A 23186-nucleotide genomic window follows, 5' to 3' on the forward strand; every position below is an offset into this window, starting at 1 on the left:
GCGCCAGATGCCCTTCGCTCCTGACATTCAAGCGACAGCGATGACGCGCATCTCAACGCGCGATTGTCATGAGGTATGAACATACCCCTATCAAACAAGGTTAAGACGTGATAACCATAACACCTCTTTAACCACACCTTGAGGGGCTCTCATGGACCGGACTGAAGTCGTCACCAGCGTTGCTGGCGATCTGCATGCTACCGAACTCGCGATCGACGCCGCGATCACTCAGGCGACGACCCTGGTTCAATCCTTCATCGGCGCCCGCGCCGCACTTTCGCTGTCGCCGGTCAGCGGCACGATGTCTCAGGCCAAGGCCATGGAAACCATCGCCGCCTTGTCGGCCGCGCGCGAATCCATCGTCGCCTGCCACGCCGAACTGCAAAAGGACCACCGTCGCCTGGGCTACGGCACCTACGCCGCCGGCCCAATCGCCAAGCCTGACGATTGGCTGGACCCGAAGGCTGCCTTGACGCCGACGCACCTGCACCGCGTCGCGTGAATTGTTGGTAAGCTTAGCTCACCCCGACTTCCGTTTGTCTTGAGTTCGGTCATTATCGCCCCCGCGCATTTTTGCACGGGGGCGATTTGCCATGCTCAATATCGTCTACGTAGTCTTCGGCGCGGTCTTCATGGTCGGCATGGCGCTGTTCGCTTTCTTGAAAGGCGGACAAGCGGAGCGCTTCGGCGCGGGCGCATATCTTTTCGCTTGGTTTGCCTCGATCATTCTTCAAGAAAACAGCGGCTTTCGCGGAATGCCGGTCGGTCTTTTCTTGATCGACGTCGTCGCTCTTTTTGTTTTTGTCGGCCTTTCCTGGCGATATCGGCGATCATGGCCAGTATGGGTTAGCGGCATTCAGCTAATCACGGTGATGTGTCACATAATGATACTTACCAAGCAGCCAGTTTTACTGGCTTCGCTTATTACCGTGATGAATCTTAACAGCTATCTTATTATCGGCTTTATGATCGTCGGCACTTTCTTCTCATGGCAAGACCGCCACGCAGCGGAACTTAATAGGTAGAAATTCCTATCCTTAACGCCTATCCTGTGGCGAATCAGTCGTTGGGACGCCATGCCGCTGTCGCATGCCAAACTTTGGAAAGCCGTCGATAATCTGGCGCGGCGAGAAGGTCTGACGCCATCGGGCCTGGCACGGCGCGCGGGGTTGGACGCCACCAGCTTCAATCCCTCCAAACGGTTCGGGGCGGGCGACCCGCCGCGCCCTCGTTGGCCCTCGACCGAAAGCGTGACCCTGGTTCTTCAAGCGACGGGCGTGTCCTTGGGGGACTTCGCGGCCTTGGCCGAGGATGCGCCTGAGCGGCCCGCGACCGTTCCGTTGCTTGGCCTGGCCAAGGCGGGCGACGACGGCTTTTTCGACGATGCCGGCCTACCCACGGGCGACGGCTGGGACCAGACGGAATTGCCGCGCGCCAAGGACACCCTGTTCAGCATGACCATAGACGGCGATTCGATGTCGCCGCTCTACCGCGAGGGCGACCGGGTTCTAGTGGATCAGGAAGAAACCCGTGTCCGACGCGGCGACCGCGTCGTCGCGCGATTGATGACCGGCGAGACCATCGCCAAAGAGGTGGCCAGCCTGACCAGCCGCACCGTCACCCTGGCGTCCATCAATCCCGATTATCCGCCCCGGATCGTGCCCCGACGCGACATCGAATGGATGGCGCGCATTCTGTGGGTCAGTCAGTAGCGGACATGCAAAGGCCCCGCGCGGCGAACCGGCGGGGCCTCATCGAGCCGACTAGATCTTAGTTGGCCGTGACGTAGTGGGCGTTCACCCAGCCGCCGCCGGCGATCTGCACCCATTCGCCCTGCGAACCGATGGCGGTGAAGGGCTGACCCGCCGAAAGCGTGCCGGCGGTGCGATAGTTGGTGCCCGGGCCGCTGCGGATGCGCAGGTTGGACGAGGCGCGATATTGCGAGCCGTTCGACACCGAGGCCGCACGCGCGCGCTGCTGGTTGCAGCCGATGTAGGAACCGGCGGCCGCGCCGGCGCCGGCGCCGACGATGGTGCCGGCTGTACGTTCGTTACGGGCCAGGTTCGATCCGACCACGCCGCCGACGACAGCGCCGATCAGGGCGCCCGCACGCTGGCGACCGCCGGGGGCGTCGCAGTTGGTGACGCCGTTGGCCTGAGCCTGTGCAGCCATCGGGGCGGCGGTCACCATGGCGGCCAGAGCCGCAGCGGTGGCCAGACCGGTCTTGAAAATCTTGTTCGACATAACTCTTCTCCTGTCAGCGCGTTTGCCGATGGGTGGAGAATGCACGAACGAACCTGAAGGCTCCCGGAGCTTCGCCGTTATTTTCGGTTCATGTTGATAGCCGCCCAAACGATGTCAGGCGACCAGTTCGCCTTTCGCGCCCGCTTCGATCAGCGCGATCGTCTGCGGCAACCCGTAGATCGCGGCGAACGAGCCGAAACGCGGCCCCTGAGAGGCGCCCAGCAGAACTTCGTACAGCGCCCCGAACCAGGCCCGCAGCGGGTCGAAGGCGTGATCCTTGCCCACCGCATAGACTTCGTTCTGGATCAGTTCGCCGTCCGTCGTGTCGGCAGGCAGCCTCCTCAGACGCGTCGCCAAATCCTGCAGCGCCGCCTTCTCCTTGTCGTCCGGCAGGCGGTACGACTTGGAGGGCTTCACGAAGTCCTCGTAGTAGTTCAGCGCATGGTCCATCAACCGGTCCAGCAGCGGCTCGTTCTCGGGCGTCGCATCCGGCAGATATTTGGCGAAATAGGCCCACAGTTGCGCCTTGCTGGACGCATTGGCCACGCCCACTAGGTTCAGCAACAGGGCGAACGACACAGGCGACGTATGGGTCGGCGGATCGCCCGCGTGGATCGACCAGACGGCGTTGTCGATCCGCTTGGCCGGCTCCTGCGTCTTGTAGCTTTCGATGAAGGCCAGATAGTCGTCGATGGCGCGCGGAATGACGTTGAAGTGCAGGCTCTTGGCCGACTTGGGCGACTGGAACATGTACCTCGATAGGCTCTCGGGCGTGCCATAGCGCAGCCACTCGTCCATCGTCAGGCCGTTGCCCTTGGACTTGGAGATCTTCTTACCCTCGATGTCGAGGAAGAGTTCGAAGTTGAAGCCTTCGGGCGGGGTGCCGCCCAGTGCGCGGCAGACCTTGGAGCTTTCGCGCACGCTCTCGATCAGGTCCTTGCCCGACATCTCGTAATCGATGTCCAGCGCGACCCAGCGCATGGCCCAGTCGGGCTTCCATTGCAGCTTCACATGACCGCCCGTGACTGGCACCTCGGTGCGGTTGCCCGGTTCGCCGGCAGGGTCTTCGAAGGTGATCGTCCCCTTCTCGACATTACGCGCCAGCGTCGGCACCTGCAGCACATGGCCGGTGATGGGGCTGATCGGCAAGAAGGGCGAATAGGTCGCGCGCCGCTCTTCACCCAGGGTCGGCAGCATGATGGCCTGAACCGCGTCAAACCGCTCCAGCAAAGTCAGCAGGGTCGCGTCGAACCGCCCGGACCTGTAGGTCTCGGTTGAGGACATGAACTCATAGTCAAAGCCGAAGCTGTCCAGGAACGCCCGCAGACGCGCATTGTTGTGCGCACCGAAACTGTCATGGGCGCCGAACGGGTCGCGCACGCGGGTCAGCGACAGATGCAGGTCTTCGTGCAGAATCTCCGGGTTTGGAATGCCTTCCGGCACCTTGCGCAGACCGTCCATGTCGTCGCTGAAGGCGATCAGGCGCGTCTTCCAATGATCGCCGGTCAGGGCGCGGAAGGCGTTGCGCACCATGGTCGTGCGCGCCACTTCGCCGAAGGTGCCCATGTGCGGCAGACCCGATGGGCCGTAACCCGTCTCCAGGGTCACCGGCCGCTGCAGGGCCTCGAACCTGGCCAGCGCCTCGTCAGCCTTGCCCGCGTCGATCAGGGCCTTCGCCTCGGCGCGATCCGCCTCCGCCAGCCGTTTCTTCAGCACGTGGGCCAGAAGATTGCGGGCTTGTTCAAACGGCCAGGACTTGGCCTCGCGGGCGAGCGTTTCGAGGTTCTGTAGCATGGGCGGCGGTTTGCAGGCTGCAAACCCTGCGGTCAACCGTCCGCCGCCCTTTGCGGACGGGCTTTTAGCCCTTTGCGGCGGTGACGATGATCTCGACCAGATAGTCAGGCGACGCCAGCCTGCTTTCGCCCGTCGCACGGGCGGGCGGATTGGCGGTGTCGACCCAGGCGTCCCAGACGCTGTTCATCGCCTCGAAATCGCCGATATCAGCCAGCCAGATCTGGGCCATCAGAATCTTCGACTTGTCGCTGCCCGCCTCGGCCAGCAAGGCCTCGATCTCGTCCAGAGCCGTCTTCGTCTGAGCGACCACATCATCGCCCGGCTCGCCCACCTGTCCCGCTAGATAGATGGTGTCGCCGTGGATGACGGCCTCGCTCATGCGGGCGCCAGGCTGGATGCGGGTGATCATGATGAAATCCTCTCTGTCATCCCGCACCTATCGCCCTGCTCGTCCTGCTGTCGAGCCCCCTCAGCGGCGGTTCAGACCCGCGACGGTCAGGCCCACCACCAGCGCGCCCGCGCCGACGATCACAGCGTCCTCGATCAATCCGCTCTTGGTCTGGCCTATGCGCGCCATAGCCTTCTTGCGACCGGCCAGCGTCAGATAGGCCAAGGGAACGGCCGTCGCCACGGCGACGCCCGCGCCAAGCTTCTCCTTGCCGCGCGGCGCCAGGGCCGATCCGGCGATGCCCGCGCTCATGATCCGCGCCAGCAGGCCCAGAAAGACGGTCCTGTCCGGTGCCGATTTCATCTTGTCGCCGAACAACTCCCCAACGCCCATCAACAAGGCCCCAAACTTAAATAGGGGCTGGTTCAGCAAAAAGACCCGCCCAGGCATGGGCTTGTGCGCCAGTTCGGCGATGGCGATGGCCGCCATCGGGGTCATGGAGCGGGCGCTGGCGACGGCGCCGATGAGGGCGGAGGGAACAAGGTCGGTGGGCTTCATGCCATCTGAACACCCCAAGACGACGAGGGTTCAGCCCGCCGCCGCCAGCACATTGCGGATCGCCAGGCTGGAGTGGATGCGCGACACGCCGGGCAGGCGCGACAGCACGTCCTTGTGGATCACCTCATAGGCGGCGATGTCCGGCGCCACGGCCCGCACGATATAGTCCGCCGCCCCCGCCATCAGATAGCAGTCGCGGATTTCCGGGTGGTTCCTGACCGCCGCCTCGAACCGGCGCATGTGGTCGTCGGTCTGCTTCTCCAGCGTGATCTCGACATAGGCCACCACCCCGTCGTCGCCGTCATTGGCCAGTATGGCGGCGTAGCCCCGGATCACGCCCCTTTCCTCCAGCCGACGCACGCGCCTGAGACAGGCCGAAGGCGACAGGCCGACCGCCGTCGCCAGGTTCGCATTGCTGATCCGCCCGTCGGCGCGCAGGTGCCGCAGGATGCGTTGATCGACAGGATCGAGGAGGGTCACAATTTTCCGCCTTCTGACCGCAGATAATTGCGTAAACCGTCTATCAGCCGCCGACCATTGCGCAAACAGGCAGGATCATCGAACGCCGCACGACTAACTTGGCTGGAACGGGAAACAGTCGGCTTGGAAGCGTCACATGCGGGTTCTGGTGCTTGGTTCGGGCGTCATCGGCGTCACCACCGCCTGGTATCTCAGTCAGGCAGGCCATGAGGTCGTCGTGGTTGATCGCGAAAGCGGCCCGGCGCTGGAGACCAGCTTCGCCAATGCGGGTCAGGTCTCCCCCGGCTATTCCGCGCCCTGGGCCGCGCCGTCGATCCCGGTCAAGGCGATGAAATGGCTGCTGATGCGCCATGCCCCTCTGATCATCCGGCCGCAACTGGACATGGCCATGATCCGCTGGACGCTGGCCATGCTGCGCAACTGCACCCACGAACGCTATGCGCTGAACAAGGGCCGGATGGTGCGCCTGGCCGAATACAGCCGCGACCAGTTGGACCTGCTGCGCCGCCAGACCCGCATCGCCTATGACGGACGCGAGCAAGGCACGTTGCAGCTGTTCCGCACCGAAAAGCAGCTGGCCGACGTGCATAAGGACGTCGACGTCCTGCGCGCCCAGGGCGTGCCGTGCGAGGTTCTGGACCGTGCAGGCTGTATCGCTGCAGAGCCGGGCCTGGCGGCGTCGGACGTCCCCTTCGTCGGCGGCCTGCGCCTGCCGAACGATGAGACGGGCGACTGTTTCCTGTTCACCAATGCTCTGGCCAAGATGGCGACGGAACAGGGCGTGGTCTTCCACAATGGCGTCCAGATTCACGGCCTGACCGAAGCCAATGGCCGCATCGTCGGCGCCCGCACCAGCATGGGCGCGCTGCAGGCCGACGCCGTCGTCGTGGCCCTGGGCTCCTATTCGCCGCAGATGGTCGCGCCGCTGGGACTGAAACTGCCGGTCTATCCGGTGAAGGGCTATTCGATCACGGCCCGGATCACTGACGCCGACCGTGCCCCCGTCTCGACCGTGATGGACGAAAGCTACAAGGTCGCCATCACCCGTCTGGGCGACCGCATCCGGGTCGGCGGCATGGCCGAACTGTCCGGCTACAACAACAGCCTGCCCCTCCTGCGCCGCGAAACGCTGGAGCAGTCGGTCGGCAGCCTGTTCCCCGGCGGCGGCGATCTGAAGGGCGCCAGCTACTGGTCCGGCCTGCGCCCCATGACGCCAGACGGCACGCCCGTCATCGGCGCCACCCGCATTCCCGGCCTCTATCTGAACACCGGCCACGGCACCCTGGGCTGGACCATGGCCTGCGGCTCCGCTCGCGTCCTGGCCGACATGATCGACGGCGCCGAGCCCGAGATCGAGACACGGGACCTGGCATCGAGCCGCTATGGATCATGGGCGGGGGCGTTTGCGCCCGGGTTTGGGTGAAAGACTGGAAGGGCCGGACTTTTACGTGTCACGCAAGGACGCAAAATCTCGTATCCCGCCTATTGTAGACATCAGCTCCTTCGCTACGCTCGGCACATGCTGCTGATCATCGGAACCATTCGACTGCCCTCATCAAATCTGGATGCTGCTCGTCCAATCATGAAGCGTATGGTTGACGCCAGTCGCGCCGAGGAAGGGTGCATTGAATATGTCTATGCCGAAGACGTGTTAGAGCCCGGCCTTATTCACGTTAAAGAACGCTGGAATGGACAGGCAGAACTTGATCGACATTTCGCCTCCAAGCACATTGCCGAGTGGCGCGCAGCTTGGTCGGGCCTCGAAATAAGCGATCGGAACCTGTTCGTTTATGATGTGGACGAGCCCCGCCGCACCTAATCCGCAATTCGCTCTTCCCCTTCACGGGCATCGCGCGCGTCCGCTTCCAGCCGCACTCATTCAAATCATAGCGCACCCTGTCTGACGCTCGTATAGAGCGCCCGATGAAGACTGCTGATTTCGATTTCGACCTGCCCGAGGACCGCATCGCCCTGCGTCCGGCCGATCCGCGCGATAGCGCCCGCCTGCTGGTGGTCGATGGGAATGCGCTTCAGGATCGGGTCATCCGCGACCTGCCCGACTTCCTGCGTCCCGGCGACGCCTTGGTGTTCAACGACACGCGCGTGATCCCTGCGCGCCTGTCGGGCGTTCGCCAGCGCCCGAACCCCGTCGTCGGCGGGCCGGAAGGCGACACATTGACGGTCGCGGTCGAGGCCACCCTGCACCACCGCGACGCCCCCGATGTCTGGTCCGCCTTCATGAAACCGGGCAAGCGCATCAAGCCGGGCGACCGGATTCGTTTTGGAAACGAAAGTGACGCAGCCTGCGACCTGGGTCGTCTGGACGCCACCGTCACGGCCAAGGGCGACGACGGCCTGATCGCGCTGAAGTTCGACCTGTCCGGCCCAGTGCTGGACGACGCCATTCGTGATGTCGGGGTCATGCCCCTGCCGCCCTATATCGCCGCCAAACGGCCCGAGGACGACCGCGACCGTTCCGACTATCAGACCGTCTATGCCCAGCATGACGGATCGGTCGCCGCTCCCACGGCGGGCCTGCACTTCACCCCTGCCCTGCTGGACGCCATTCGGGCGAAGGGCGTCTCGACCCACGCCCTGACCCTGCACGTCGGCGCCGGCACCTTCCTGCCGGTCAAGGCCGACGATCTGGCCGATCACAAGATGCACAGCGAATGGGGCGAGGTGCCGCCCGAAACCGCCGCCGCCCTGAACGCCGTCCACGCCGCTGGCGGCCGCATCGTCTGCGTCGGCACCACCAGCCTGCGCCTGCTGGAAAGCGCCACGGCCGAGGATGGCGAGATCAAGCCCTTCCACGGCGACACGGCCATCTTTATCACGCCGGGCTATCGGTTCCGCGCGGTCGACGTGCTGATGACCAACTTCCACCTGCCCAAATCGACTCTGTTCATGCTGGTCAGCGCCTTCGCCGGACAGGCCGTGATGAAGGCGGCCTATGCTCACGCTGTCGCCGACGGATATCGCTTCTATTCCTACGGCGACGGATCGCTGCTGTTCCGCGCCTGATCGCGGCTCAGGGCCACAGGCGGCCCGAGCGCCAGTTGTCGCCGTCACGGTCGAACCGCAGTCGGTCATGCAGTCGGAACGGCCGGTCGCGCCAGAACTCGACCGATTGCGGCACGACGCGCCAGCCGGTCCAGTGGGACGGGCGCAGCACCTCCTGACCGTCGAACCGCGCCGTCTCGCGACCAACCGCCTCCTCCAACGCCGGGCGATCCGACAGCGGGCGCGACTGGTCCGAGGCCCAGGCGCCGATCCGGCTTTCGCGCGCGCGGCTGGCAAAATAGGCGTCGGCCTCGGCCGCCGTCACCGGCTCTGCCGCACCCCTTATCCGCACCTGACGCCGCAGCGACTTCCAGTGAAAGGTCAGGGCGGCGACGGGGCGACCCGCCAGTTCGACACCCTTGGCGCTCTCGCTGTTAGAATAGAAGGTGAAGCCGCGCGCATCCACGTCCTTCAACAATACGATCCGCGCATCGGGCAGGCCGTCCGCATCGACGGTGGACAGGGTCATGGCGTTGGCGTCGTTCGGCTCGTGCGCCCGCGCGTCGGCCAGCCATTCGATGAACAGCCCCATGGGTTCGGCCCGCGCGAAGATACTCTCGTCGCCATTGGCGGCCAGGGCGGCGGCGTAGTCGCGGGCGTATTCCTCACGCGACGGGCTGGGCGGGATCACGGATGCGGTCATGACGCCGATTTAGCGGCTAGGCTTTTCGGTGCAAATGATCGACGTCAAAAACGGCCGCATCTCGATCACGGTTAACCGACCATTGACCCTGATCGGCGAACGGTTGCGGCCATGAGCGCGCACCGTCCTTCATCCGACGTCTCCGGCGTCCGCGAAGCCTTAGCCGTCTTGGGCGTCGTAGCCGATGTGGACGCGCCAACCTTGAAGGCCGCCTTCCGCGAGGCGGTGAAGGCGGCGCGGCCGGATCAGGCGGGCGGCGACGCTGAACGTTTCCGGCGTGTGATCGCAGCCTATCGCCTGATCCAGGCGCACCAGCCTGGTCAGGCCGCCTTGGCCCCGCCCCGCATTCGCCCGGCGCCCGCGCCCGTCCTGGCCCTGTCGCCGATGCAGGCCCTGGCCGGCGGTAAGGTGGAGATCAGGCTGGGCGCCCGCACCGTGCGCGTCACGACGCCGAAAGGCTTGCGCACCGGGGACCATCTGCGACTGCGACGGGGGGCGGTGGACGGAGCGGACCTGTATCTGGCCGTGCTGATCCGGCCAGAAGACGGCCTATCCGCGATGGGCGACGACCTGTTCATGTCCTGGCCAGTCGAGCGCCGCCTGATGGCCGATGGCGGACGGGTGGAGATCGAGACCCATATGGGAACCCGCTCGGCCTGGATCACGGCGGATATGGCGCCGCCCATCCGCGTACGGTTGAAGGGACTGGGCCTGCCCGCGCGTGGATCGCGGGCGGCGGGGCATCTGTTCGTGACCCTGACGCCGTCGTCGGACACCCCGTCCGCAGCCGAAGACCTGCTGGTCCGGTTCACGCGGGTCTGGACGCAGGAACGTCTGGCGGCCTAAGTCGGGGCCATGTCGCACAACACCTTCGGCCATCTGTTTCGCGTGACCACCTGGGGCGAGAGCCATGGCCCGGCCATCGGCTGCGTCATCGACGGCTGCCCGCCCCTTCTGCCGCTGACCGAGGCCGACGTCCAGCCGTGGCTGGACCAGAGAAAGCCGGGCGGCAGCCGCTTCGTGACCCAGCGAAAGGAAAGCGACACGGCTCGCATCCTATCGGGCGTGTTCGATGACGGCGACGGCCCCGTCACCACCGGCACGCCGATCTCGATCCTGATCGAAAACGAGGACCAGCGGTCCAAGGACTATGGCGAGATCGCCCGGGCCTACCGGCCGGGCCACGCCGATTTCGCCTACCAGATCAAATACGGCGTGCGCGACCACCGGGGCGGCGGACGATCCTCGGCGCGCGAAACCGCCAGCCGCGTGGCGGCCGGGGCGGTGGCGCGCAAGGTGCTTGGCGAAGGCGTGAAAATCCGCGCGGGCGTCGTCCAGATCGGTCCGCACCGGATCGCGCCTGACCAGATCGACTTCGACGCCGTGCATGGCAACCCGTTGTTCGCCGCCTCGGCCGAGGTCGTGCCGACGTGGGAGGCCTATCTGGACGGCGTCCGAAAGGCCGGGTCATCGGTCGGCGCCGTGGTGGCGCTGGAGGTCACGGGAGTTCCGGCCGGGTGGGGCGCGCCGATCTACGCCAAGCTGGATTCCGAACTTGCGGCGGCCCTGATGTCGATCAACGCCGCCAAGGGCGTGGAGATCGGCGCGGGCTTTGACGCCGCCGAGCTGACGGGCGAGGAAAACGCCGACGAGATGCGGCTGGACCTCAACAAACAGCCGGTCTTCCTGTCGAACAAGGCGGGCGGCGTGCTGGGCGGGATTTCTACGGGCCAGCCCGTCACGGCGCGCGTGGCGTTCAAGCCGACCTCCTCTATCCTCACGCTGCGACAGACGATCACCCGCGACGGCGAGGAGACGGACCTGCGCACCAAGGGCCGCCACGACCCCTGTGTCGCCCTGCGCGCCGTTCCGGTGATCGAGGCCATGGCCGCCTGCGTCCTGGCCGACGCCTTCCTGAGGCACCGCGCCCAGGTCGGCTAGGGTTCAGCGGCTCGCGCGTCGGCGCGCAACGTCGGCGGGTTGAATGGGAGCAGCGCCCGGAACCGGCCGCACGACCGCCAGCGGTCGCTCCTCCCGCTGCATCAGGGCGACCAGGCCCGCCAATCCCGTGGTCATCACGATCACCGCTCGACTCCTGCAACTGCGAACCGTTTGCAGGTTTGCGCAAGTCGCGCGGTCGTGCAAGAGCCTGTTTTGGTGGCTTGGAAAACAGGAGATCAACCGTGCGTGAAGACGGGAAGCTAGACTATCTGGAACTGCCAGCCGCCGACCTGCCGGAAACCAAGGCCTTCTACAGTCAGGCGTTCGGCTGGACGTTCGTAGACTACGGCCCGACATACGCCGCCTTCGACCAGGGTCTGGAAGGTGGTTTCGACGCTGATCCGGCCGACCGGACGCCGGCGCCCCTGCCCGTTCTCTACGCTCACGATCTGCAAGCCATGCTGGCCCGCGTCGAGGCGGCGGGCGGGCGCATCGTCAAGCCGATCTACGCCTTCCCCGGTGGGCGGCGTTTCCACTTCGTCGACCCTGCCGGGACCGAAATGGCGGTCTGGTCCGAGACCTGAAGTCTCAGCGCGGATCGACCGACTGGCCGATCCGCTCGGCTAGGTCGCGGTCCGCGCCTACGACGCTGGCGATCCAGACGTGGATTTCCTTGGGCGTCGTGGCGCGCTGGAACAGATGCTCCATCGCCAGACGCCGGCCGCCCTCGTTGACGACGATGGAGGTCCGGCCGCCTGTGCGGATCATGTCGCCGTCATAGATGGGAAACTGCGACGAAGGCCCGGCGTAGATCATGGCCAGCGTCAGGTCGCCGCGCTGGATGCGATAGATGGCCGCGTCCGCGCCCGCGCGCGCCGGAACCATGACCACGCCAGCCGGAAGCTCGATTCGGAACGGCAGGGCGGCGATCCCCGCCGCATCCAGCGCGGCGGGGGCTGGCGTTGCGGCAGGCGCGGGCGACGCTGCAGCCGGCGATGCAGCAGGCGCGGTCTGCGCGGGCGCCGGCGTTGTCGTGGCGCGCGCGGAAGGTGGCGCAGCGCTGGGCCGACTGGGGATCGCTGTCCCCGGCGCGGGCGTCGGCGAAGTCGTCGTAGGACGAGCGGCCGGCGTGGACGCTGTCGGACGGCTGGCGCCCGGCGCTTGGGACGCCGACGCCGGGGTTTGGGTTCGCGTCGTCGCAGCAGACGGCGGCGCAGCGACGGGCGCTGGCGTCGTGGCGCGCGTGGTCGTCGATGCCGCGGCGGGGGGCGCGCTGTTCAGGTCGCGTGTCAGGTCGCTGCCGGCGCGCGGGGGCGAAGCGGCCTGACCGGACAGGACGACGGCGGTGGCGAGGGCGATCAGGGTCATGTCCGAACCATTGCGCGGCGCGGCCGGGTTCGCAAGCTCAGCTTCAAGCCTTGGGGATCAGAACCCAGAAGGTCGCGCCCTCGCCCGGCGCCGATATCACGCCGATGGAGCCGCCCTGCAACTCGACCAGCCGCTTGGCCAGGGCCAGACCGACGCCATGCCCCTCGACGGCCGAGCGTTCTAGCCCCAGGCGGTTGAAAGGTTCGAACAATTGCGCCTGTTTCTGCAGGGACAGGCCAGGTCCGAAGTCGCTGACCTCGATCCGCACGCAATCGTCAGCGCGCAGCGCGCGCAGGACGACGCGCCCGCCCGAAGCTCCGTATTTCAGCGCATTGACCGTCAGATTGGTGATGACCTGCGCCAGACGCTGGGAATCCGCCACGGCGACCAGTCCGTCCCCTTCGCACACCACATCGATCGCGATCTTGCCAGCGGGATCCGCCCGCAACAGGCAGGCGCGTCGCACATCCTCCAACAGGCCGGGAATGTCGGTGGGGCGCAGATCAACCCTTACCGCGCCGGATTCCGCCCGCGCGACATCCAGCAGGTCGTGCGCCAGGGCCTCGATCTGGCGCGCCGTGCCGACCAGCATGTCGGACATCTCGGCCTGCTGCGGCGTGACCGGCCCAAGCTGGCCCTGACGCCACAGGTCGCCGATGCCGATGATGCCCGCGACCGGGCTCTTGATCTCATGGGCGACATTGGCCAGCAGGCGGGACTTGGCCTCGGACGCCTTCTCCGCGCGTTCGCGGCCCACGCGCGCGCGCTCGGCCAAGACATCGCGCTCTTCCAGCAGGGATGCGACCAGCAGGATCGGCATATAGCCGATCAGCACCAGCATCTGGGCCATCATGACCTGTTCGGTCGTGTTGCCTTGCCTGTAGGGGCCATGCTCCATCATGGCCCCGCCGACCGAAAGCAGAGCCACCAGTACAAGAGTGAAGGCCGTGCCCGCAACGCCGAGCCGAACGGCTATGGCCATGAGCAGCGGCAGCAGGAAAAAGCGCGGCGTCGCGTAGCCGCTGAAGCTGACGTAGTAAAAGACGACCACACAGCCCAGCAGGACGCCCGCCTCGATCATCTTGGCCGGCCGCATCAACCGCGCCACGGTGGCGCGCGTCAACGAAAGCCCCATCGAGCCCAGCACCGCAATGCCCAGCGCATGACCGAACCACCAAGTCTGGAAGCCTTGCCATAGGTTCGGCTGGCCGCTCTGCCACTGGATCAAAACGCTGCACAGGGCGGCGGGGATGGGGGCCAGCACGGCCGCGAAGAGCAGGAAGCCGGCCGCACCGTTCAGCGTCGACAGGTTCAGCGTCGGGGCGAAACGCCGCGCCAACAGAACGGCGGAGACGATCTCGACCATGCCTGCGGCCGTGAAGGCCAGCGCGAGCAGCGGCTTGTTGCCCGCAATGATCTCGCCGATCAGGAGGCTGATCGTCAGAACGGCGGCGAACATCAGGTCGCCGGCGCGCCCCCGGCTTGTGCGCAGCCACACCGCGATAGCCACCCCGCTCGCGCCCCACAGAGCGGCGACCAGACCAGTCGAGCGCCCATACGTAATGGCCATGGCGACCAGCACGGCGACCGCCACACCGGTCAAAACCGGCGCCAGAGGCTGGAAGGCGTCAGGGCGATCGCGGTCAGATGAGAATTGAGCAGCCTTCGGCGCCGTCGTCGGGGAGGAGACGGGAGGGACGTCGCTGTTGAGCGCGCGGCTCATCATCATGAAAGCGTCCTGACCGAATGTCGTCAGGCGCACATGACCACAGGGTTCCTAACATCCCTTAAAGTTGGAAGTTCAACTTTTGATTGAACAGCTTAACCGCAGCGGCTGCGCCGCCGTGATAACTCCAAATTCCTCCGCTGACGGCCACGAAATCCGCGCCTGCGCGCGCCATGACCTCGGCCGTCTCGACGGTGATGCCGCCGATCGCGACGCAGGGCGTCTCGACCGTTTCCTGCCAGATGGTCAGAAGCTCCAGCGGGGGAGTATGCACCGTTTCCTTGGTCGTCGTTGGATAGAAGGCGCCGAAGGCGACGTAGTCCGCGCCGCCCTCCGCCGCATCCCACGCCAGATCGCGGTCGTCGTGACAGGTGACGCCGATCATGGCGTCTAGCCCCATGATCCGCCGGGCGTCGGCCAAAGAACTGTCCTCCTGACCAATATGCACGCCGTCGCAGCCGGTGGCGCGCGCCAGATCGGGCCGGTCATTCAGGATCACCGCCACATCGTATCGCCGCGCGATCGGGGCCAGCACCGCGACGGCCTGTCGGATCACCTCATCGTCCGCAGGCTTGAGACGAATCTGCAGCGCCGCCACGTCGCCAGCCGCCAGCGCCTGATCCAGCATCTTCGAAAAGGCGTCCAGATCGGGAATGGACGGCGGCGTGATCAGATACAGCCGGCACGGAGGGCGGTCGGGGACGTTGGGTGTCTTGGCCATGACTGTCCTTCCCTCCCCTGCGACGTCGCGTCAACGGTCACGGGCGACCGATGCCGTGAGAACGACTTGCAATCGCCAGATGAGATGCTATAGCGAACCATTCTCAGTCGGTGGATCGCGTAGAACACTCGTGTACGTCTGCAACTGCAACGGCCTTCGCAAACGGGATGTGGCCCAGTCCATCGAGGCGGGCGCCCAACGCCCGCGCGACATCTTCGCCAGTCATCAATGCCAAGCGCAGTGCGCCAAATGCGTCTGCGAAATGCGCCAGATGATCCAGGATAGTCGCGAAGCGTTCGCACTCGCAGCCGAATAGGTCTCGCCGCCCATCGCGGCCGAAAATCACTCGCACTATCAATGTAGTGATAAAAACTCGCAAATAAACAATGCGGGTTTTACTGTGGTATGCCCTCGCTCGACAGCGGCAGCGACGCCGCAGAGAGATCAAGGACCATGGCCATGAAGGGCGATCCCGCAATCCTGCGCACGCTGAACGCAGTGCTGACCAACGAACTGACGGCAGTGAACCAGTACTTCCTGCATGCCCGCATGTTCGAAAGCTGGGGCCTGGCCCACCTGGGCAACGTCATCTACGAAGAATCGATCGGCGAAATGAAGCACGCCGACATGCTGATCAAACGCATCCTTTTCCTGGACGGCCTGCCGAACCTGCAGGATCTGCGCAAGCTCAAGGTCGGTGAAGATCCCATCGAATGCCTGGGCGCCGACCTGCAGCTTGAGCTGGACAGCCGCGCGACCACCGCCGCCGCCGTGACCCAGTGCGAGGAGGCGCGCGACTACGTCAGCCGCGACCTCTTGATGAAGATCCTCGCCGACACCGAGGAACATATCGACTTCCTGGAAAACCAGCACAAGCTGATCCAACTGATGGGCGCGCAGAACTATCTGCAGTCGGCCATGAAGGAGATCGTGACCGACGGCGCCGCAACCGGCGCCTGACGGGAACCGTGATGCGCTCCGGTCATTAGCCTTCCGAGGGCAAGCTGGAGCGCACCATGACCGACATTGACGACGCCATCGACGACGTGCGCGACGCCGCCGCCGACCTGCTGAACAGCCAGGGTCGCAGCACCGGCCATGTGGTCGCGGGCATCGCCCTGACAGTGGGTTTCGCCCTGTTGGCGCATACAATCGCCTCGGGCGCGTTGAAGCCCCGTCGCAACCTGAAACAGGTGCGCGACAAGGATCTGCCGATCACCGAGAAGCCAAAGGGGGCCTTCAGCCTGATCCTGCCTGCGGTATTTTCGGCCACCACCCTGTCGGCCGTGCGTGTGTGGAACGCCCCGCCGCAAAAGGAACGCACCCGCGCCATGGGACTGTGGGTCGCCGCTCAGACGGTGAACGCCGTCTGGCTGGGCCTGCGGCCTTCTTCCATGGCGCGGCAGGTGATGGCCGCCATGTCTTCGGCCGGTCTCGCCGCCGCCTTCGCCCATGAGGCGCGAAAGCTGGACGAAGGCGCCGGCAAGATGGCCGCCCCGACCGGATCGGGCGTGCGTCTGGGCAACTTCCTGCATCGCAAGGCCGACGACGCCTCGCGCGAGCGCACCCTGCATTAGATCGCGTCGGCTTGGATTTTGCCCTGCCTTGCCCTTTGCGAGGGCTTCCTCTAGGGATCGCGCCCTTCGCCACGCTCCGGAACGGTCGCGCGGGCGCAACCCCAATTCCGATGTGACCCCATGAAGATCAACGGCAACACCATCAAGCCCGGCATGGTCCTGCAGCACAATGGCGGCCTGTGGGTCGTCACCAAGGCCAGCCACGTCAAGCCCGGCAAGGGCGGGGCCTTCGCCAACGTCGAGGCCAAGAATCTCGAAACCGGCAACAAGCTGAACGAACGCTTCCGTTCGGAAGACAAGGTCGAGCGCGTGACGCTGGAGCAGAAGGACTTCTCCTATCTGTTCGACAATGGCGAAAGCCTGGTCTTCATGGACGACGCCACCTACGAGCAGATCGAACTGCAGAAGGACTGGGTCGGCGAAGAGCGCATCCCCTATCTGCAAGAAGGCATGAAGGTCGTCATCGAGATGCACGAAGAGCGTCCCATCGGCCTGGAACTGCCTGATCAGGTCGTGCTGGAAGTCGCCGAGACCGAGCCGACCGTGAAGGGTCAGACCGCCTCGTCCTCCTACAAGCCCGCGCTGGCCTCGAACGGCGTACGCATCATGATCCCGCCCTATATGTCGGCCGGCGAGCGCATCGTCGTCGACACGACCAGCGGCGAATACGTCCGCCGCGCGGACTAATCCTGACCACGCCCCTGCGGGGGCCGTTCCCTTTTCTTGAACTTCTCCGCATATCCGGGCCAGAGCGCCTTTCAAGGACATGCGGACCAGGAGATCCGCCGATGGCCCTCGCTTCCGCCCTGCTCCAAGTCATGACCGACGCGGTGCGCAAGACCGCCCGTCCGATGCTGCGCGACTTCGGCGAAGTCTCCCAGCTTCAGGTGTCGCGCAAGGGGCCCGGCGATTTCGTCACCGCCGCCGACCTGAAGGCGGAAGACACTCTGTTCGAACTGCTGATGAAGGCCCGCCCCGGCTACGGCTTCCTGGGCGAGGAGCGCGGCATGGTCGAGGGGACCGACAAGTCCCACACCTGGATCGTCGATCCGATCGACGGCACCACCAACTTCATGCACGCCATGCCCCACTTCGCCATCACCGTCGGGCTGGAGCGCCGGGCGCCCGACGGCTCGTCCGAGATCGTCGCAGGGGTCACCTACAATCCGGTGATGAACGAGCTGTTCTGGGCCGAAAAGGGCAAGGGCTGCTATCTGAACGACCAGCGCATCCGCGTCGCCGGCCGTCGCGACCTGTCCGAAAGTCTGATCGCCACCGGCCTGCCCTTCATCGGCAAGACAGGCCATGCCCAGGCGATCAAGGATATCCACGCCGTCGGCCAGCGCGTCGCCGGCATACGCCGCCTGGGCTCGGCCGCCCTGGATTTCGCCTGGGTCGCGGCCGGTCGCTACGACGCCTATTACGAACGTAACTTGAAGCCCTGGGACGTGGCCGCGGGCATCCTGTTCGTCACCGAGGCGGGCGGGCGCGTCACCACCATCGACAACGACGGCGATCCCAAGACGGGTGCGTCGATCCTGGCGTCGAACACCGAACTGCACCCGCATCTGCGCAAGGTGCTGCAGGGGGCGTAGGCTGAAGGCCTCCGTCTCTCCGCTGGGAGGCGGAGCCTCTGGCGCTGTCATGCCCGCGTCGCGTGCCCGCCCTATCCAGCGGTCATGATCCGCGCCATCCTGACCGCCCTGATCCTGTTCACAGGAGCCCCCGCCGTGGCGCAGCCCCTGATCATCGCCCACCGCGGCGCATCGGGCGAACGGCCCGAACACACCCGGTCCGCCTATGAACTGGCCATTGAACAGGGCGCGGATGTGATCGAGCCCGATCTGGTCATGTCGAAAGACGGCGTCTTCATCGACCGGCATGAAAACGAGATCGGCGGCACGACCGACGTCGCCAGCCGCCCGGAATACGCCGACCGCAAGACCACCAAGACCATAGACGGCGTCGTGACCACCGGCTGGTTCACCGAGGACTTCACCCTGGCCGAGCTGAAGACCCTGCGCGCCGGTGAGCGCCTGCCTCAGGTCCGCACCGGCAATGTCGCCTATGACGGGCGCGACCCCATCCTGACCTTTGACGAGGTAGTGGAGATCGCGCGCGCGGCGTCGGCACGCACCGGCCGCACCATCGCCGTCGCGCCAGAGCTGAAACACCCGACCTATTTCGCCGGGATCGGCCTGCCCATGGAGGACGCCTTCGTCGCCGAACTGGAGCGGCTGAACCTGACGGGCGCCGACGCCCCCATCATCGTCCAGTGTTTCGAGGTCGGACCGCTGGAGCGGCTGTCACGCCGCATCAAGGCCCCGCTGGCCCAACTGATCGCCGCAGGCGGCGCGCCCCACGATCGCCCCGACCTGACCTATGCCCAGATGATCACGCCTGATGGCCTGAAGGCTGTCGCCGTCTATGCCGCATGGGTCGCGCCTGACGTGACGCTGGTCATGCCCCGCGACACCCAGGGCCGTTCGACCGCGCCGTCTTCATTGGTCGGCGACGCCCATGCCGCAGGCCTGAAAGTCGTCGTCTGGACCCTGAGAGCGGAAAACGTCTTCCTGCCGCTGGAGCGTCGTTCAGGCGCCCTGCCCGCCGCCCACGGCGACATGGCGGGCTATGTTCGCGCGCTGGCTGACACAGGGGTGGACGCCATCTTTAGTGATTTTCCTGCACTGGCGCGCGAGGGGCTGCGTTAAGCCCCTTACGTCGCCCGGAACTGCAGTTCAGCCAGACGTGCATACAGCCCGCCCTGCGCCACCAGTTGATCATGCGTACCTTCTTCGACCACCCGACCATCGTCCATCACCACGATGCGGTCTGCGCGTAGAACGGTCGCTAGACGGTGGGCGATGACCAGCGTGGTGCGCTCCTCCATCGCCTGATCCAGCGCGACCTGCACCAGACGTTCGCTCTCGGCGTCTAGGGCGCTGGTGGCCTCGTCCAGCAACAGGATCGGAGCATCGCGGACCAGGGCCCGGGCGATAGCCAGACGCTGGCGCTGACCGCCAGACAGGCTCTTGCCGCGTTCGCCCAGGGGCGTGTCGAACCCTTCCGGCAGGGCGTCGATGAAGCCCAGGGCCTGGGCCTTCTCGGCGACGATGCGGGCCTCATCCAGCGTCGTCTCCTCGCGGCCGAACTGGATGTTCTCCAAGGCCGAGCCTGAGAACAACGGCGTTTCCTGCGACACCCAGGCGAAGCGATTGCGAACGGCGACAGGATCAGCCTCGCGCACGTCCACGCCGTCGACCGACACCAGCCCGGTCTGCGGGTCATAGAAACGCAACAGCAGGCGGAAGACCGTGGACTTGCCCGCGCCGGACGGCCCGACCAGAGCCACCGTCTCACCAGGCCGCACGGTCAGGCTGAAACCCTTCAGCGCAGGCAGGTCAGGCCGTCCCGGATAGGAGAAGCCGACCGCCGACATCGAGACCTCGCCGCGCGGCGGCTGAGGCAGGGCTGTGGCGTGGGCGGGCGGCGCGATGCCCGGCACGGCGCGCATCAGTTCTTCGATCCGCTCCATGGCGCCCGCCGCCTTCTGCACGTCGCCCCAGCTCTCGCCCAGGGCGCCGACGGCCCCGGCGGCGAAGACCGACAGCAGCACGAATTGCAGCAAGGCGCCGGGCGACATGTCGCCCTTCACCACATCCTGCGCGCCCAGCCACAGAACCAGGGTTACGCCGCCGAACATCACGACGATGATCAGGGCCGTCATCCAGGCCCGCGCGGCCATACGAGTCAGGGAGGCGCTGAACGCGTCCTCCACCGCCGCACCGAAGCGGTCGATGGCGCTGCGTTCACGACCAAAGGCCTGCACCGTCTCGATGGCGTCCACGCTCTCACCGGCGAAACCGACGGCGTTGGCGAATCGATCCTGCGACTTGACCGTCAGCTTACGAACCCGGCGCCCGAAAATGAAAATCGGCCCCAACAGGAACGGCACGATCAGCAGGACCAGTCCGGTCAGCTTGGGGCTGACGAAGAACAAAAGGGCCACGCCCCCGATCAGCGTCAGGAAGTTGCGCAGCGCGTAGGACACCGACGTGGTCATCAGCGTCTCGACCAGAGCGATATCGGTGGTCAGGCGCGACAGCACCTCGCCCGTACGCATATGGGCGTAGAAGGACGGGTCCAGCGTCAGAATGCGTCCGAACAGCCCCTTTCGCACATCCGCAATGACCCGCTCGCCCGTCCGGGTGACGTAGTAATAGCGTGCGGCGGTGGCCAGCCCCAGGAACAGGGCGTTGGCGCCCAGCATCAGGAACCAGATGTTCAGGTTGGCGCCGCCCGCCTCGAACCCATGGTCGATGGCCCCCCGCGCCAGCGCCGTCAGCCCCAGGGAGGCGGCGGTGGACAAGAGCAGCCAGAAGACCGCCATCAGGGCGTGTCCCTTGTGCCGCAAGGCGAAGGGGATAAGGCGGGCCAGGGGGCGGATGTCGCGGCGCTTGGCGCGCTTGGCCCCCGCCTCGGACATCTGTTCGGCCAGAAGCGCGCCGGCGCTGGGCCGACCCTCGACCGAAGCCAGACCGGAGGCGCGATTGGAGGGGGAGGAAGCGGTCTGATCGGTCATGGTGCCCGCCTCTTGCCCCGGAACGCCCCCCGGTGTAAACGCCGCGCTCTTTTCCGCTGGACCTTTCAGCGGGATTCTCATTTTCACGCGCACAGACGGTCGGCATCGTCACCGCGCCAGAGACCGGACGACGACCATGAAAGCGGACACGCATCCCGACTATCACTTCATCACCGTGGTGATGACCGACGGCACTTCCTACCAGACCCGTTCGACCTACGGTAAGGAAGGCGACACGCTGAACCTGGATATCGATCCGACGACGCACCCGGCCTGGACCGGCGGCAACGCCCAGCTGATGGACCGCGGCGGCCGCGTTTCGCGCTTCAACAACAAGTTCGCCGGCTTCATCAAGAAGTAAGGCCCGACTTGAGACTTCGCTGCGACATACTGCAGCAAACAGGTCACCAAGAGCGTCGGTCGAAAGGCCGGCGCTTTTTGTTTGGCCGGAACGCCGATAATGTAGGGGCGTTCGGGTACCAGGGGCATCGGCCACGCTGGCCGAAGCGATCGAAGAAGCGGACAGGTTATGAATAGACGGCAACTGGGTCTGGGCGTCGCCACGGCGGCCATGGCCCTCGGTTCCACGGCGCGCGCGCAACAGGTCTTCGTGCAGCGCGGCCCGGAGGCGACCGCCTTCTACAACAGCTTCAACGACCAGATCTCTCGTCTGCCGCAAACCCAGCAGGCCGACGTCCGCGCCTTTTACGAGTTGAACAACTGGCGGCCCGTGTGGAACGCCGAACGGGTGCGGGCTCTGAATACGGCCGCGTCGCGTGCGGACAAGCATGGCCTGGCCGCCAACGATTATTTCGACTTCGTGGGCCTGGCGGCGGACCCCGCCAGCGCGGATTTGCGCACGACGGCGGCGGCCTTGGCCTATGCCCGCGTGCTGGCCGAAGGCAAGGTGCGGCCCGAGACGGTCGAAGACCTGTGGGAAATGCAGAAGAACCGCGTGGACCTGCCGCGCGGACTGACCGACGCCCTGAACCGTAATGTGCTGGCCAACTGGTACGATGGCCTGGCGCCGACCGACATCGGCTATCAGAACCTGTCGGCGGGCTATGTGCGCTATCGCCGACTGGCGGCCCAAGGCGGCTGGCCTCGTTTCGCGCAGGGCGCGACCATCGAGCCGGGCAATAGCGACCGCCGCATCCCCGCTCTGATCGACCGGCTGACCGCCGAGGGCGACCTGTCGGCCGCCGACGGCGCGCGGTTGAAGGCGCAGGGCCTGACCTACAACGCCGAGCTGCAGCGCGCGGTGCAAAGCTTCCAGAACCGGCATGGCCTAGGCGCCGACGGCCGTATCGGCGCGGGCACCCAGCGGTCGCTGGGCGCCTCGGCCGAGGACCGCGCGCGTCAGATCGCCCTGAACCTGGAACGCCGCCGCTGGCTGAAGCGCGAAGTCGCGCCCGAACGGATCGAGGTCAACACCGCCGCCGCCATCATGGTCTATTGGAAGGACGGCAAGCCGGTTCACTCCAACCGCGTCGTAGTCGGCTCGGCCGAGAACCAGACCCCCAGCCTGGAAAAGCCGTTCGCCTCGGTGGTGGCCAATCCGCCCTGGTATGTGCCGGCCGGCATCGCACGTCGCGAAATCCTGCCCAAGGGGCCGGGCTATCTGGCCGCCAACGACATGTATGTGAAGGACGGCATGGTCATTCAGCGCGCCGGTCCGCGCTCGGCCCTGGGCTATGTGAAGTTCGAACTGCGCGACAGCTACGCCATCTTCCTGCACGACACCCCCTCCAAGGCCGCCTTCAACCTGTCCACGCGCCAGCGCAGCCACGGCTGCGTGCGGGTTCAGAATGCGGTCGAGTTCGCCCGCCTGCTGCTGTCGCCCGATCCGACCAAGCTGGGACAGTTCGACGCCGCGCAGGACAGCCGTGAAACGACACGGGTGACGACAGGGCGCGAGATTTCCGTGCGCCTGCTGTACTGGACCGCCTTCGTCGACGGTCAGGGGCGTGTCGCGTTCCGCGAAGACGTCTATGGCCGCGACGACAAACTGGCCCAGGCGCTTGGCATTGGGGTCAACCTGCCCAAGCCCATCGACGACGGCCGCGCCGACGCCAACGACGTCGGCCCATAACGCTAGCGA

28 protein-coding genes are annotated in these 23186 nt (G+C 65.9%); 17 read left to right on the forward strand and 11 right to left on the reverse strand.

Annotation, left to right across the window (positions count from 1 at the left end):
• Nucleotides 1-151: 151 nt before the first annotated feature.
• The 3 genes from ACYX4P_RS14335 to ACYX4P_RS14345 all read left to right on the forward strand — a co-directional run bounded on the left by ACYX4P_RS14335 (nucleotide 152) and on the right by ACYX4P_RS14345 (nucleotide 1712).
• Nucleotides 152-502, forward strand: coding sequence for a hypothetical protein (locus ACYX4P_RS14335; RefSeq protein ID WP_248118943.1), 351 nt, complete (start codon nucleotides 152-154; stop codon nucleotides 500-502).
• 91 nt (nucleotides 503-593) lie between these two features.
• Nucleotides 594-1025, forward strand: a complete 432-nt coding sequence (locus ACYX4P_RS14340) for a hypothetical protein (protein WP_248118942.1) — start codon at nucleotides 594-596, stop codon at nucleotides 1023-1025.
• A gap of 51 nt (nucleotides 1026-1076) precedes the next feature.
• A complete protein-coding gene (locus ACYX4P_RS14345; protein ID WP_248118941.1) occupies nucleotides 1077-1712 on the forward strand; it encodes a S24 family peptidase in 636 nt (211 codons plus the stop codon).
• Between the two features lie 58 nt (nucleotides 1713-1770).
• Here the strand turns inward: ACYX4P_RS14345 and ACYX4P_RS14350 are convergent, their stop codons facing one another.
• From ACYX4P_RS14350 to ACYX4P_RS14370, 5 genes are all read right to left on the reverse strand, one after another.
• Nucleotides 1771-2244, reverse strand: a complete 474-nt coding sequence (locus ACYX4P_RS14350; RefSeq protein WP_292021700.1) for an SH3 domain-containing protein — start codon at nucleotides 2242-2244, stop codon at nucleotides 1771-1773.
• Between the two features lie 114 nt (nucleotides 2245-2358).
• Nucleotides 2359-4038: a lysine--tRNA ligase gene (locus ACYX4P_RS14355; protein ID WP_476069860.1), complete on the reverse strand. Its 1680-nt coding sequence runs from the start codon at nucleotides 4036-4038 to the stop codon at nucleotides 2359-2361.
• A 64-nt stretch (nucleotides 4039-4102) separates the two neighbouring features.
• Complete coding sequence (locus ACYX4P_RS14360) at nucleotides 4103-4447, reverse strand: RidA family protein (protein WP_248118938.1); 345 nt, start codon at nucleotides 4445-4447, stop codon at nucleotides 4103-4105.
• A gap of 60 nt (nucleotides 4448-4507) precedes the next feature.
• Entirely contained in the window at nucleotides 4508-4984 is a 477-nt protein-coding gene (locus ACYX4P_RS14365) for a hypothetical protein (RefSeq protein WP_248118937.1), read from the reverse strand.
• A gap of 30 nt (nucleotides 4985-5014) precedes the next feature.
• A complete protein-coding gene (locus ACYX4P_RS14370; RefSeq protein ID WP_248118936.1) occupies nucleotides 5015-5464 on the reverse strand; it encodes an Lrp/AsnC family transcriptional regulator in 450 nt (149 codons plus the stop codon).
• Between the two features lie 136 nt (nucleotides 5465-5600).
• Here ACYX4P_RS14370 and ACYX4P_RS14375 point away from each other — a divergent pair, with 136 nt between their 5' ends.
• From ACYX4P_RS14375 to queA, 3 genes are all read left to right on the forward strand, one after another.
• Nucleotides 5601-6887: a D-amino acid dehydrogenase gene (locus ACYX4P_RS14375; RefSeq protein WP_248118935.1), complete on the forward strand. Its 1287-nt coding sequence runs from the start codon at nucleotides 5601-5603 to the stop codon at nucleotides 6885-6887.
• A 96-nt stretch (nucleotides 6888-6983) separates the two neighbouring features.
• A complete protein-coding gene (locus ACYX4P_RS14380; RefSeq protein WP_248118934.1) occupies nucleotides 6984-7283 on the forward strand; it encodes a putative quinol monooxygenase in 300 nt (99 codons plus the stop codon).
• 104 nt (nucleotides 7284-7387) lie between these two features.
• Nucleotides 7388-8488 carry a tRNA preQ1(34) S-adenosylmethionine ribosyltransferase-isomerase QueA gene (gene queA / locus ACYX4P_RS14385; RefSeq protein ID WP_248118933.1) on the forward strand — a complete coding sequence of 367 codons (1101 nt, stop codon included), beginning with the start codon at nucleotides 7388-7390 and terminating at the stop codon, nucleotides 8486-8488.
• 7 nt (nucleotides 8489-8495) lie between these two features.
• Here queA and pdxH read toward each other — a convergent pair whose 3' ends face one another.
• On the reverse strand, nucleotides 8496-9170 hold the full coding sequence (gene pdxH / locus ACYX4P_RS14390; protein WP_248118932.1) for a pyridoxamine 5'-phosphate oxidase: 675 nt from the start codon (nucleotides 9168-9170) through the stop codon (nucleotides 8496-8498).
• Nucleotides 9171-9281: 111 nt separating this feature from the next.
• Here pdxH and ACYX4P_RS14395 point away from each other — a divergent pair, with 111 nt between their 5' ends.
• Together ACYX4P_RS14395 and aroC are read left to right on the forward strand one after the other, a co-directional pair.
• Complete coding sequence (locus ACYX4P_RS14395; RefSeq protein ID WP_248118931.1) at nucleotides 9282-10016, forward strand: DnaJ C-terminal domain-containing protein; 735 nt, start codon at nucleotides 9282-9284, stop codon at nucleotides 10014-10016.
• Nucleotides 10017-10025: 9 nt separating this feature from the next.
• Complete coding sequence (gene aroC / locus ACYX4P_RS14400; RefSeq protein ID WP_292048028.1) at nucleotides 10026-11111, forward strand: chorismate synthase; 1086 nt, start codon at nucleotides 10026-10028, stop codon at nucleotides 11109-11111.
• A 3-nt stretch (nucleotides 11112-11114) separates the two neighbouring features.
• Here the strand turns inward: aroC and ACYX4P_RS14405 are convergent, their stop codons facing one another.
• The gene (locus tag ACYX4P_RS14405; protein ID WP_248118929.1) at nucleotides 11115-11255 is read right to left on the reverse strand and encodes a hypothetical protein; all 141 of its coding nucleotides are present in this window, start codon (nucleotides 11253-11255) and stop codon (nucleotides 11115-11117) included.
• Between the two features lie 98 nt (nucleotides 11256-11353).
• Between ACYX4P_RS14405 and ACYX4P_RS14410 the strand changes: the two genes are divergently transcribed.
• Entirely contained in the window at nucleotides 11354-11695 is a 342-nt protein-coding gene (locus tag ACYX4P_RS14410) for a VOC family protein (RefSeq protein ID WP_248118928.1), read from the forward strand.
• 4 nt (nucleotides 11696-11699) lie between these two features.
• Here the strand turns inward: ACYX4P_RS14410 and ACYX4P_RS14415 are convergent, their stop codons facing one another.
• The 3 genes from ACYX4P_RS14415 to thiE are packed head-to-tail and all read right to left on the reverse strand — an operon-like array spanning nucleotide 11700 to nucleotide 14926.
• The gene (locus ACYX4P_RS14415; RefSeq protein ID WP_248118927.1) at nucleotides 11700-12479 is read right to left on the reverse strand and encodes a hypothetical protein; all 780 of its coding nucleotides are present in this window, start codon (nucleotides 12477-12479) and stop codon (nucleotides 11700-11702) included.
• A 43-nt stretch (nucleotides 12480-12522) separates the two neighbouring features.
• Nucleotides 12523-14208, reverse strand: coding sequence for a sensor histidine kinase (locus ACYX4P_RS14420; protein ID WP_248118926.1), 1686 nt, complete (start codon nucleotides 14206-14208; stop codon nucleotides 12523-12525).
• A 58-nt stretch (nucleotides 14209-14266) separates the two neighbouring features.
• A complete protein-coding gene (gene thiE / locus ACYX4P_RS14425; protein WP_292047999.1) occupies nucleotides 14267-14926 on the reverse strand; it encodes a thiamine phosphate synthase in 660 nt (219 codons plus the stop codon).
• Nucleotides 14927-15056: 130 nt separating this feature from the next.
• Between thiE and ACYX4P_RS14430 the strand changes: the two genes are divergently transcribed.
• From ACYX4P_RS14430 to ACYX4P_RS14455, 6 genes are all read left to right on the forward strand, one after another.
• The gene (locus ACYX4P_RS14430; RefSeq protein ID WP_087119906.1) at nucleotides 15057-15242 is read left to right on the forward strand and encodes a (2Fe-2S)-binding protein; all 186 of its coding nucleotides are present in this window, start codon (nucleotides 15057-15059) and stop codon (nucleotides 15240-15242) included.
• A gap of 143 nt (nucleotides 15243-15385) precedes the next feature.
• Complete coding sequence (gene bfr / locus ACYX4P_RS14435; protein ID WP_248118924.1) at nucleotides 15386-15886, forward strand: bacterioferritin; 501 nt, start codon at nucleotides 15386-15388, stop codon at nucleotides 15884-15886.
• A 56-nt stretch (nucleotides 15887-15942) separates the two neighbouring features.
• Complete coding sequence (locus ACYX4P_RS14440; protein ID WP_248118923.1) at nucleotides 15943-16503, forward strand: tryptophan-rich sensory protein; 561 nt, start codon at nucleotides 15943-15945, stop codon at nucleotides 16501-16503.
• Nucleotides 16504-16623: 120 nt separating this feature from the next.
• Nucleotides 16624-17190, forward strand: a complete 567-nt coding sequence (gene efp, locus ACYX4P_RS14445) for an elongation factor P (protein WP_248118922.1) — start codon at nucleotides 16624-16626, stop codon at nucleotides 17188-17190.
• A 101-nt stretch (nucleotides 17191-17291) separates the two neighbouring features.
• Entirely contained in the window at nucleotides 17292-18098 is an 807-nt protein-coding gene (locus tag ACYX4P_RS14450) for an inositol monophosphatase family protein (RefSeq protein ID WP_248118921.1), read from the forward strand.
• Nucleotides 18099-18182: 84 nt separating this feature from the next.
• Complete coding sequence (locus ACYX4P_RS14455; RefSeq protein WP_248118920.1) at nucleotides 18183-19214, forward strand: glycerophosphodiester phosphodiesterase; 1032 nt, start codon at nucleotides 18183-18185, stop codon at nucleotides 19212-19214.
• Between the two features lie 5 nt (nucleotides 19215-19219).
• On the opposite strand, the gene ACYX4P_RS14460 is transcribed toward ACYX4P_RS14455, so the two are convergent.
• Nucleotides 19220-21085, reverse strand: coding sequence for an ABC transporter transmembrane domain-containing protein (locus tag ACYX4P_RS14460; RefSeq protein ID WP_292048003.1), 1866 nt, complete (start codon nucleotides 21083-21085; stop codon nucleotides 19220-19222).
• Between the two features lie 136 nt (nucleotides 21086-21221).
• Between ACYX4P_RS14460 and rpmE the strand changes: the two genes are divergently transcribed.
• Together rpmE and ACYX4P_RS14470 are read left to right on the forward strand one after the other, a co-directional pair.
• The gene (gene rpmE / locus ACYX4P_RS14465) at nucleotides 21222-21446 is read left to right on the forward strand and encodes a 50S ribosomal protein L31 (RefSeq protein WP_087119900.1); all 225 of its coding nucleotides are present in this window, start codon (nucleotides 21222-21224) and stop codon (nucleotides 21444-21446) included.
• Between the two features lie 168 nt (nucleotides 21447-21614).
• Complete coding sequence (locus tag ACYX4P_RS14470; protein ID WP_248118918.1) at nucleotides 21615-23177, forward strand: L,D-transpeptidase family protein; 1563 nt, start codon at nucleotides 21615-21617, stop codon at nucleotides 23175-23177.
• Nucleotides 23178-23186 lie beyond the last annotated feature (9 nt).

The organism is Brevundimonas sp. ABV4_179 (genome assembly GCF_056311945.1).